Genomic DNA, 11,694 nt, shown 5'->3' on the forward strand with positions numbered 1-11,694 from the left:
TGGTTCTATGGTTGCACCCTTTAAGAAAGAAATCCATGCTTATCTTACGAAATATATCATATAAACATCCAGATAAAGAACAGTTATTTGACGGTATTAATCTTATCGTAAATAATCACGACAAAATTGCCTTGATTGGTCATAATGGCTCCGGGAAGTCTACACTCCTTAAAATCATCTGCGGCGAACAGAAAATCACGCAAGGTGAGTTGCTAACAAACGAGACACCTTATTATATCCCACAGGTTTTTGGGCAGTTCAACCATTTAACCATTGCGCAGGCATTGCATGTTGAACAAAAGCTCTATGCGCTAGGGGAGATTTTAGCGGGGCGAGCTACGGAAGAGTTAATGGATACATTAGCAGATGATTGGACCATCGATGAACGTTGTCTTGAAGCACTGGATCAGTGGCACTTAGCAGGATTGAAATTAACGCAAGGGATGCACACATTAAGCGGCGGACAAAAAACAAAGGTTTTTCTGGCAGGAATTACAATTCATCGCCCCAAGTTAGTGTTACTTGATGAGCCCAGTAATCATCTTGATACGGCTGGTAGAAAACTGCTATACGAATTTATTGAATCTACCTCGAGTACATTGCTCGTGGTCAGTCACGATAGAACCCTTTTAAAATTGTTAAATACGGTTTGCGAGTTGAATAAAAACGGTATTAAACGCTACGGAGGTAATTATGACTTTTATACCCAACAAAAAGGAATAGAGGTCAAAGCCTTAAACCAGGATGTTAAAAGCAAAGAGAAGGCGTTACGTAAGGCGAAGGAACAGGAAAGGGAAACCACAGAAAGACAACAAAAATTAGATGCACGCGGTAAGAAAAAACAAGAAAAGGCAGGTGTTGCTCGCATTATGATGAACACATTACGAAACAATGCAGAAAAAAGCAGTACCAAAATAAAAAGCGTACATAGTGAAAAAATTGACGGAATTTCGCACGATCTCCAAACACTACGTTCAGCCTTACCGGAAATTGATAAAATAAAATTCGGTTTTGAAGATTCTACATTGCATAAAGGAAAAATCTTATTTTCGGCCATTGATATTAACTTTTCTTACGCATACAAAAACTTATGGAAAGAAAACCTAAATTTTCAAATTACCAGCGGTGAGCGTATTCACCTGCAAGGATTAAATGGTTCCGGTAAGACAAGCCTGATGAAGATTATGCTGGGAAAATTAAGTCCAACAATCGGTAAAGTGTTTCGTGTTTTGACTAACGCGGTTTACATTGACCAGGATTATTCATTAATTCAGGATCAGCTTACGGTATATGAACAGGCACAAACATATAATGACGCAGCTTTGGAGGAGCACGAAGTAAAAGTTCGTTTAAATCGCTTCTTGTTTACTAACGGTGATTGGAATAAGGTTTGTAGCAAGTTAAGTGGTGGTGAAAGAATGCGATTGATGCTTTGTTGTCTTAATATGTACAAAGAATCACCGGATTTGATTATACTGGATGAACCAACGAACAATTTAGATGTTCAAAATATTGATATATTAACCGCAGCGATCAACGCATACAAAGGTACACTGATCGTTGTATCGCATGATTTCCATTTTTTAGAACAGATTTATATGGAGCGTACCATTGCCCTTTAATACATAGATTGACCATGATATTTCATGAAATAGCGGTTAAAAAATTATTATTTATTAACTCAGATTATCAATTGATGGGTGTTAATCCAGTATTTCTTATCTAATTTATCCCTATTAACAATGATGGTGGACGAAAACGGTTTATCACATTTTCTTCGTATATTTGTAAATCCTTCCTTAATCAAAACACGACACGTTTATTATGATGAAAAATATTATTAACATCGACGTTAAGTCCACATAAAGTCCACCTTTAGTCCACGTTAAGTCCACCTATCATTTGGTATACCTCCGCCACCCATCCGTATTTCATTGTGTTTCTATAGCACGTACCCAGTACGGATGTTGCAGGAATAGCATAGGAATAGAGGTGGGATGGGTGCTATCTATTTCTTAGGTAGCGGCGTGTGTTTAAAGTTTGATGCTATTACAATCTTTCCTGATACATTTTATAGACATCGCTCCCAGACTCCTCGATTTTCAATTTGTTCAATTGTTCAGCCTTTTGTTTACGTGCTCTTTTTAATTTCAACCACCCACTGTAAAGTAAGTTTTCATTGATGGCTGGTTTAGGAAAAAACAAGCTGCCAATATACCCTACCACTACCACCAAAATATGGCTGTAAACGCCCAACATCAATTTATGGTGGGTAAAATTTAGGGAGCCTAAATCCAGCAATTTGTACTTGTCCTCCCCAATACCGATCTCGGTGGATGTTAAGAGCGCATAGGCTGTAAAAAAGATACATGTTATGATCGCAATATTAACCCCCCTTTCATTCGCCCTGCTTGAAAATAGACCTAACAAAAAGATTCCGACAATTCCGCCGGAGAATATGGCATACAACGTAAAAATCACCCCCAAAATCCCTTCACTTCCCAAATATGCATATACAAACCCGATGGCGATGGTAATTATACCCGACAAAACCACAATCCATTTACTACTCGTTAGATATACGCGATCTTCCTTTCCAGGCCTCATTTTTTTATAATAATCCTCAACACCGACAGCTGCTAGTGCGTTGAGATCTGCGCTTAAGCTACAAATAGCAGCCGATATCATTGCAGCCAACACAAAGCCCACAACTCCTGTTGGGAGTTCCGTCATAATAAAATAAGGAAACACGCTATTAGCGTTGACATTATCGGGTAACGGCTGTTGCGTGTAATAAGCGAAAAGAGCCGTACCTATAAACATAAAAAGCGCCCAGACCGGTACTGTAAGCAGAATACCCAATAAAGAAGCACCGATTGCGCCTTTATCTGTTTTAGCGGTTAAATAGCGTTGTACAACGGTTTGATCGGTTCCATATTTTTGTATTCCATAAAACAAGCCATTAATGGCAACCACAATGAATGTAAGGTTTTTAAAGTCCAGGTCATAGGGCCCGAAGCCTGTACGATGATTTATTTGTGCAATTTGCCATACCTTTTCGACGCCACCATCAACCGCAAAAAATATTAATAACAAGCAGATAATTCCACTTAAAAACAACATGAATCCCTGAAAGACATCCAACCAAATTACCGCCTCAAGTCCTCCCAGTAAGTTAATTGTAATGATAATTGCACCGGTACCTGCAATTACCCAAAACGTATTTACCCCTGTCATGCTGCTCAACGCAACCGCCAACAGATATAATACTGTTCCCATTCCTGAAAATTGTCGTAGAACAAAAGCAATGGAGCTATAATAACGCGCAAAAGATCCGAAGCGCTTTTCAAAATATTCATAGGTGCTTAATCCGATTACTTTTCGGTACATGGGAACGATAAACCAGATACTTACTAATAATACGATCGGCACCATGAGTCCTTGAACCAGTAAAATCCAATTGGAGGTGAATCCTTCACTTGGATACCCCAAAAAGGTTACACTACTAATTAGCGTTGCCAGAAGAGAAATCCCAATAGCCCAAGATGGCACCCTGCCTCTTGCTGAGAAAAATGACTGAGTAGAGGTTTGGTTTTTTGCATAACGCATCCCCATATATAAGGTTATCAGAATAACAATGATAATGATACCGTAATCAACCGCCCCTAATGCAGTTTTTGTCATAATATTGGTTGTTTAAGTGTTAGTTTTAGCTATAGCATATACCATGGGTAACTACCCGGCTTTAAAGTTATCCATATTTCGGGATCTTTAGGTATGCTACAGCGGATTACCCCTGGAGCTAGTTCTTCCAATGGTTTTAATTGTCCTATCTGCCGATGAGCCAATATCGCTCCAGCAGTCGCACCTCCTTCTATTACAAGCTCTTGAATGGAAAGTTCATTCAATAAGTCGTTCATTATTTTTGCCATACTGTCCCTTAAAAATCCGGGGGCTAAATCCATCTTTGATACGAGCTCGTTATCGAAAGCAATAATCGCTTTTTGGTGGTAGGTAAGGGCGGCATTCACACGCTCCTTCCAACGAAGAAGCTCGCCCTCATCAATCATTTTACCCGACTGAATAACAGGAAGATAGCAAACAGGTTCATTCGCCATACGCCAGGCCTGAATTCGTTGGATGCTTTTTTCATAGTTACTACCGCAGACGTACAAAGAAGGTCTTTTGAATCCGGTAAAAACCTGGTTCTCATCCGCTTTTTCATTTTTTACGCTTTTTGTACGGTGTTCAAGAAAAGCAATAAATGCCGAAGATCCGCCCACAAAAAGAACATCTTCCGGTGCTATTTGTAGCCATTTATGCATATCCTCTTCACTTGACAATTCACCGATCACCAAACCTTTTTTAGGAAAGACTTCGTGGTGCGATTTTATTTGTACCTCTCCTTGCGCACCCAACATTGTCAACACATCCGCACTCTTTACAGGAAATTCAGGGTCGCTTGAGAAGGCTGTCTCATTGATCGGTTTATCCTGTATATAATATTTGCCCTTTCGGATAGTTCGCCCCAAACGCGGATTTGCGGGGAGCAGCAAAGCCCGTTGCACGCCCGTGACTGACATTTGCGCGACAGTCTCGGCGACTACATAACCCCTTAAAACCGAATCTACCTTTTTAAATAAAAAAGTATAAGAGAGTCCCTTAATCCAATCAAGCACCTTTTCTAGCTGCACGATAGCCTCTGCTAACGCCATGGACCGCGTGTCGGTATTAATAATCAACAGATCGGTTCCCATTGCTATAGAAACGCCAATTTGATTCGTGATCTCAACCCGCAGGTTATAGCGCAGACCAATCCCTCCTAACTCTGTAGCTCCCGTCAAATCATCTGCGATTACAATAATCATACACTGTATATTTTGTTTAATGCCAATTGGGTTGCTGCCTCAATTGCTAACAACATAGCATCTTCACTTGCAATGCCTTTACCGGCAATTTCAAAGGCCGTACCATGATCCACTGACGTACGAATAATCGGTAATCCCATCGTAATATTAACCCCTTTAACACTGTCCATTTGCTTCTTTTCAGGATTCCATTTGAAACCGGTTAACTTAAAAGGAATATGCCCCTGATCATGATACATGGCTACAATTCCGCCATAATAACCGGTGGCCGCCTTGGAAAAAAGTGTATCTGCAGGAACAGGCCCTTCCACATCATATCCAAGTTGACATGCTGATGCCACCGCAGGCGCGATCTCCTCGTCATCCTCTGTTCCGAACAAACCCGAGTCACCGGCATGTGGGTTGAGACCTGCCACACCGATTTTTAAATTTTTTACACCTAAACTGCGTAAGCCCCCTTGCAGCAACTCAATGACTTCTAAAATACGATCCTTTTTCACCAAATCACAGGCTTGTCGGAGCGAAACATGGGTTGAAACGTGAATAACGCGCATTTGCTCCTCCACTAGTAGCATGGCATATTTTTTAGTATGGGTATAGTGCGCGTAGATTTCGGTATGTCCTGGATACGGGTGGCCTGCTTCGCTGATTGATTTTTTATTGATCGGCCCGGTCACGGTAGCATCAACTTCTCCATCCATAGCCAACTCAATTACTTTTTTTACGGCATGAAAAGCAGCATCTCCCGCCGCAATTGACACCTGCCCAAAATGAATGGCACTTAAATCAACCGGTCCCAAATCATAGACATCCAATCGACCGGGGATAAACTCCGCCTCCCTTATATTCCCTATGGGATGAATCGATGCGTTTATACGCAGGGTTTCTAAAATATGTTGAAATATGTTTGCATTGCCCACCAATACGGGTCGACATATATCGTGTACACTTGTTTTTAATAGCGCTTTAACGGCAATTTCAGGTCCAATACTGGCTGGATCGCCCATAGTAATTCCGATGATTGGCTTCTCAGACATGGTTATAAATATTCAATTTTATTCCTTCTTCTTTAATAAGTTGTTGAAAAGACTCCCTCAAGAGATTGACTTCTTCCGTAGACGATCCTTGCAACGGGGGCATCACATTGGGTTCGCATAAACCGACGGATTGCATCAGTACTTTCAACGCCCACAGCGATTCACCTAAGGTTCTTCCTTTTTGATAAAGATCGCCCAATAAATCCGATTGCCTTTGATAATAATATGCTTTTTCTTCCGAACCATCAGCAATTGCCTTATACATACCGTCATAAATAGAAGGTGCCAAATTACCGGTACTGGGCACCAAACCATCACTTCCTTGCAGCAATGCATCGGCAGACTTTGCGGCCCAGCCAAGCAAATGGCTAAAATCAGGTCTGTCTGCCCAGCGAGCCAAGGATTCTTGCAGGCGTTCTTCCGAACGCTCAGAATCCTTGGTGGCTACAATATTCTCATGTAAGCTGAGTTCATCTAATAAACCGAGCGGTATCGACATATGGGTAGTAGCGGGTATATTATAAATAATCATCGGACCCGCGACATGATCTGCCAGTTGAAGAAAATACTTCTTGATCTGACGTTCGGATAATTTGTAATAAAATGGAAGAGTGGCAACTACCGCATCGGCCCCAAATTCAAAACATCTCTTCGAAAAATCGATGGTTTCTTTCATCGAATTGGAGGAAATCCCAACATATAATTTATGCTCGGTAGACCGAATGCTTGCAACGGTTTCGAGATACTCTTGTTTCAATTGATTGGTCAACAAGGCGGACTCTCCTGTGGTCCCTAAAATGAAAGGAGACGCATTAAATTGCCTTAAATTCTCTAAAATTCTTGTTACTGCTTCTTTATCGAGCTGATACTTTATATTGATGGGAGTTACTAAGGGAACGATGGTACCATGGTATTTCTTTTTTGTCTTCATCTGTCAATCTTTTGTTTTTTTACAGCTATCTATTAATAGGCGTCCTGATAAATAGATATTGCATCTTGTATGGTAATTTCCCTTGGATTGTTTACTAATAATCTGGTTATTTTCATGGCATCTTCAGCCAATTGAGGAAGCGAGCTTTTTGGAATGTTTAGGTCTCTTAGTCTTGCCGGGAGACTGCATGCTTGGATGATTTGTTTAATTTTTTCAACTCCTGCGTGGGCCATTTCCATCTCATCACTCAATTTTTCACAGCCAAGAGCTGCAGCAACATTCACATAACGACCAGGTGCAACAGCCATGTTAAAAGCCATCACATGCGGCAAGAGTAAAGCGTTGGACAAGCCATGCGCCATATGGAAGCTTGTTCCCAAAGGATAAGCTAATGCGTGTACAGCTGCCGTATTAACCGGTCCCAAACAGAATCCGCCAAACAAGCTCCCCATTGCAACCTGCGCTCGAGCATACGCATCATTCCCATTCTCAACCGCTTGTACGATATGGGAAGCGATCAGCTTTATTCCTTCCAAGGCGTATACATCAATAAAAGGGTGTGCAAATTTATTTGTGTAGGCTTCCAGGCAATGGGTAAGGGCATCAAGCCCGGTTGCGGCCGTTATCTCCGGGGGTACGCTATGCATCAATAAGGGATCCACGCAAACCAAGTCCGGCACCAGAAAGGGGCTAATGATTCCCTTTTTTTGATGATCAATTGGGTCGATAAGAATCGCGTTGGGGGAGACTTCACTTCCTGTACCAGCAGTTGTAGGAACGCATATCAGCTTAATGGTTCTACCCGGAATCAGATCTTTACCAACGAGTTCTTCCAAATTAAGATCGCTTTTTAATTGCACAGCTGCAAGCTTGGCAATATCCAGCACGCTGCCTCCTCCGACACCAATAACACCATCAATCTCCATAGGCTGGTAGTGGTTTATCAGTCGATTAAGGTCATGAAATGAAGGCTCTTGTTCGATCTTCGCATCTATATAAATTTTTACACCGTTGCTTTCCAACTGATCAATTAACCCTTGTAAATTAGGTAATAAAGGTGCTATGCTGATGATTAGCACTTTTTTTAGACCTAATGGTTCGATATTAGGCACTATCTGATTCAAACACCCATCTCCAAAAAGTATTCTGTTTGGGAAATTAACACTGATATCTCGTAAAACTGTCATCATAAAACGCAATTGCCGGCCATTTAATAAAATTTAATGACCCTATTCATGAGCCTCGGAAGTTTATAATGGCCGCTATCGTTCCTTTTATTAGCGGCTTACACCGGCTATAAATGAAATTCAAATATAGGGCTCGGTAAAACCACTTTGTTGTACAATTTTCCCCTCATCTTATACAATATTTGCATAGAAAATATAAACATATTACTTTTGAGGAAATCATGCTATAACAAGCATAAGCTAACCAAACTCGTTCACAGGCCTAAAGGGAACGAGTTATCAAATGGCATAAAGCGATTATAGATTTGGTCAGATATTATAAGATACTCGTTTAAATTAGTGCGCAATGAAACCTCGTTTAAAAAAAGTTCCCGTAAAGTCAGAGAGCTCTTTTACCATCAACCACGATGTCATGCCTAACTTTGGCAATGTTTGGCATTACCATCCTGAATTGGAATTACATTACAATATCAGGGGCGAAGGCTTACGCTTTATTGGTGATCACATTGATAATTTTTCATCCGGTGAAATTATTTTACTAGGCGAAAATTTACCACATGCCTGGCGTTGCCGCGAAGAATATTTTCAACAAGATCCAGCTTTCAATATTGAAGCAATTGTTATGCAATTTTTGCCCGACTGTTTGGGAAAAGATTGGATGAATATTCCAGAAGCTTACCTGATTCCAAAATTATATGAGAAAGCGAAGAGCGGAATGATTTTTTATGGAGAAACACAAAAAAAAGTTGCGCAATTGATGCATACGTGTTCAACCGCAGAGAACTTGGAACGCATCATTATCCTATTATCTATCCTGAAAACCTTAGCAGAAAGCGAAGAATATAAACTGATAACCAATAAATACCATGCCTTTACTTCACCCAATGAAGCTGATACGATTCGCTTAAACAAAGTTTACACTTACACCTTCAGCAATTATAAGTCAGAGATCACGCTGAAAGAAATAGCCGCGATAAGCAATCTGAGTGTCACGTCTTTTTGCCGTTATTTCAAAATGATGACCAGAAAAAGCTACTATGATTTTCTGATTGAAATTCGGATAAGTCATGCTTGTCGACTATTAATAGAAAATATCTTACCGACAGAGGTCATTTGTTTCGAGTGTGGTTTTAATAACGTATCTAATTTTTACCGACACTTTAAGAAACAAAAAGGCGTCACCCCCTTGGAATACAAACGGATTCACCTTTCGCGCGCCTAAAACCTATTTCATCCTTTTTTATACGCTCATTATTGCAATTACGAGACACTCTTAACCGATGAAAATTACGCTTTGGCGCAAAGTTTGAACACTATTTTAAAATGTCAATCGTTATTAATAGCGTATGAAAATAATCAGAAAATGGATGATAGCTCCAATGTTATTGGGCTTAATATGCGTGCTTAGCTCGTCATATATGGTGGATAAAGAGGCTGAACGGATTCAAAAGGCAGCAAATGTGTTTGAAGACTTCACAAATATGAAGGAGAGTATTCCTGTGTCGATGCTAGAGGATTCAAAAGGAATTGTCATTATTCCTAAAATGATCAATGCGGGATTTGGTATTGGAGGAAAAAGAGGAAAGGGTATTGCCATGGTAAAACTCGCATCGGGCGAATGGAGTGATCCCGTTTTTGTAACGATCACAGGGGGCAGTATTGGGTTCCAAGCCGGTGTTCAGGCAGTTGATTTAGTACTTTTATTTAAACATAAAGAAGCCTTAACCAACGCTAAGAATGGAGACTTTACTATTGGTGGCGACCTCTCTGCGGCAGCGGGTCCCGTAGGCCGAAGTACCAGTGCCAACACAGATTATAAACTGGATGCTGAAGTTTATTCCTATTCAAGAAGCAAAGGACTTTTTGCAGGAATAAGTATTAATGGTTCTAATATTGCCTTTGATAAAACGGCAAACAATACCTATTATGGACCAACTGCCGACACACAGAAGCTGTTTTCAGCAGCAAATCACACAAGTGAGGAGGTAAAGGCGCTTAGAAATGCCTTGGCAGGCAAATAAAATTTAAAAAGCCTATTGCATTTTAATAAAAAAACGTAGTTTAGCAAAATCATTAACTTAATTTTATAAACCCATAAAAATTTATAAGTATTATGGAAAAATTCTCTGAACTGAAAGAACTTATCGCTACAGCTGAAAAAGATGCTGTTGCATTCTACGAAAAAGGAAATAAGGCGGCTGGAACTAGATTAAGAGGCGCATTACAGAAAACCAAAGCTTTAGCTCAAGATATCCGTAATGATGTGACGGAAAAGAAAAATGCTAAATAATTGCTACCAATGATCAAAAAAGCCTGTCTCAACGAAAATACAGGCTTTTTTTGATTCGACTTATCCGATTTCAACCAATTATTTATTCTTAAGGGTAAGTAAGCCTATTATTAATCAAGTAAATCGTTCCGGTGAAAATTGAGCGATATCGGCTGAACTTAATTGTTCGTTTGCTAACTCACTTACAACTTTGCCGTAGGCCGGCCCCAAACTGAGCCCCATCATACCACCTCCTCCGGCTATAATCAAATTTTTTAATCTTTTGCTATATCCTAGATACGGCAGTCCATCCGGCGAGCAAGGGCGGAAGCCAAACCAAACATCTTTTTTCTCGGGCAAAGCGACTTTTAAATCGGGATAATATTGAGGGATGGCCTCAACAATACCTTGTACACGATTCATGTTAATAGAATTATTCAGTGCCCCTAACTCCATGGTTCCACCAAAACGAATATGATTATTCATAGGCGTCACGGCTACTCGTGCCTCTAGCAACAAGGACGGATGCACAAGTTGGTGTTCCGTCGGCTTATACATAAAAGAATAGCCCTTCCCTGGCATCAGCGGGATCCGGAGTCCTGCCCTTTTGGCAATTTCAGGCAACCAAGCGCCTCCGGTCATCACAAATTTATCCGCGTTGAATTTTTGACCGCCTGCAATAACCGCCTGCAATTTCTCCTGATCGTATTCAAATCCTGTGACCGCCGTATGTTCATGTATAATAGCACCCTTTTTTCTTATATAAGCAATTAGCTGTGCCATGAGGGCTTGTGGATACAAATGACCGTCGCAACGATAGTGTACGGCTCCCAGCACATCAAGTTTAACATTTGGCTCCAATTGCTGTACTCCTTCCTTCGACAAGGTTTCTACATCCAAACCCAATGACCTTGCTGTTTCTGCCAAATGAATTTCTTCCTCCACCATCTTCTCGGTCTTGTACAACATGAGAATTCCTTTGTGTTGCAACTCGAAGGCAAAATCTTCCCCTTCTGCCATTTCATCATATAGATGACTACTCAGGAGATTTAGATCACGAATACTTGGTGCTGTTCGTTTTACATGTGCAGCATTGGCATGTTTAATAAACTTAAAACCCCAAGAGATAAGATGAGTACTTAAGCTTGGTCTTACGTAAAAAGGGCTTTTACTGTTAAACATCCACTTAATTCCTTGCGCTACAATACCAGGTGCCGCAAGTGGCGTAAAATGGCTGGGAACCAACATCCCGGCATTACCATAAGAACAATTGTCCCTTAAATCACCGCTGTCCAAAAGCGTCACCTTCCAGCCATCCTTCAATAGATAATAGGCCGAACACAGTCCGGCAATACCACCACCTATAATCAGTGCGCTCCCTTTATTAGTTTGATTCATGTGC

General features: G+C 40.7%; 10 protein-coding genes. 4 read left to right on the forward strand and 6 right to left on the reverse strand.

Annotated features, from left to right (window positions below; translation table 11 throughout):
- The first annotated feature begins 35 nt into the window (after nt 1-35).
- Nucleotides 36-1,622, forward strand: a complete 1,587-nt coding sequence (locus RYH73_RS01950; protein ID WP_335311572.1) for an ABC-F family ATP-binding cassette domain-containing protein — start codon at nt 36-38, stop codon at nt 1,620-1,622.
- Nucleotides 1,623-2,049: 427 nt separating this feature from the next.
- Here the strand turns inward: RYH73_RS01950 and RYH73_RS01955 are convergent, their stop codons facing one another.
- The 5 genes from RYH73_RS01955 to RYH73_RS01975 are packed head-to-tail and all read right to left on the reverse strand — an operon-like array spanning nt 2,050 to nt 8,026.
- Complete coding sequence (locus tag RYH73_RS01955; protein WP_335311573.1) at nt 2,050-3,684, reverse strand: sodium:solute symporter; 1,635 nt, start codon at nt 3,682-3,684, stop codon at nt 2,050-2,052.
- A 29-nt stretch (nt 3,685-3,713) separates the two neighbouring features.
- A complete protein-coding gene (locus tag RYH73_RS01960) occupies nt 3,714-4,868 on the reverse strand; it encodes a four-carbon acid sugar kinase family protein (protein WP_335311574.1) in 1,155 nt (384 codons plus the stop codon).
- Nucleotides 4,865-5,905, reverse strand: a complete 1,041-nt coding sequence (pdxA, locus tag RYH73_RS01965; RefSeq protein WP_335311575.1) for a 4-hydroxythreonine-4-phosphate dehydrogenase PdxA — start codon at nt 5,903-5,905, stop codon at nt 4,865-4,867. Before pdxA ends, RYH73_RS01960 begins: the two co-directional genes overlap by 4 nt.
- The gene (locus RYH73_RS01970) at nt 5,898-6,836 is read right to left on the reverse strand and encodes a dihydrodipicolinate synthase family protein (protein WP_335311576.1); all 939 of its coding nucleotides are present in this window, start codon (nt 6,834-6,836) and stop codon (nt 5,898-5,900) included. Before RYH73_RS01970 ends, pdxA begins: the two co-directional genes overlap by 8 nt.
- Before the next feature lie 32 nt (nt 6,837-6,868).
- Nucleotides 6,869-8,026, reverse strand: a complete 1,158-nt coding sequence (locus RYH73_RS01975) for an iron-containing alcohol dehydrogenase (RefSeq protein WP_335311577.1) — start codon at nt 8,024-8,026, stop codon at nt 6,869-6,871.
- A gap of 343 nt (nt 8,027-8,369) precedes the next feature.
- Between RYH73_RS01975 and RYH73_RS01980 the strand changes: the two genes are divergently transcribed.
- From RYH73_RS01980 to RYH73_RS01990, 3 genes are all read left to right on the forward strand, one after another.
- Nucleotides 8,370-9,245 (forward strand): AraC family transcriptional regulator, encoded by an 876-nt coding sequence (locus RYH73_RS01980; RefSeq protein WP_335311578.1) that lies wholly within the window; start codon nt 8,370-8,372, stop codon nt 9,243-9,245.
- A gap of 124 nt (nt 9,246-9,369) precedes the next feature.
- The gene (locus RYH73_RS01985; protein WP_335311579.1) at nt 9,370-10,044 is read left to right on the forward strand and encodes a lipid-binding SYLF domain-containing protein; all 675 of its coding nucleotides are present in this window, start codon (nt 9,370-9,372) and stop codon (nt 10,042-10,044) included.
- 92 nt (nt 10,045-10,136) lie between these two features.
- The gene (locus RYH73_RS01990; RefSeq protein ID WP_335311580.1) at nt 10,137-10,313 is read left to right on the forward strand and encodes a histone H1; all 177 of its coding nucleotides are present in this window, start codon (nt 10,137-10,139) and stop codon (nt 10,311-10,313) included.
- A 114-nt stretch (nt 10,314-10,427) separates the two neighbouring features.
- On the opposite strand, the gene RYH73_RS01995 is transcribed toward RYH73_RS01990, so the two are convergent.
- Entirely contained in the window at nt 10,428-11,690 is a 1,263-nt protein-coding gene (locus RYH73_RS01995) for an NAD(P)/FAD-dependent oxidoreductase (protein WP_335311581.1), read from the reverse strand.
- Nucleotides 11,691-11,694: the final 4 nt, after the last annotated feature.

Source organism: Olivibacter sp. CPCC 100613, from assembly GCF_036959255.1.
GTDB lineage: Bacteria > Bacteroidota > Bacteroidia > Sphingobacteriales > Sphingobacteriaceae > Olivibacter.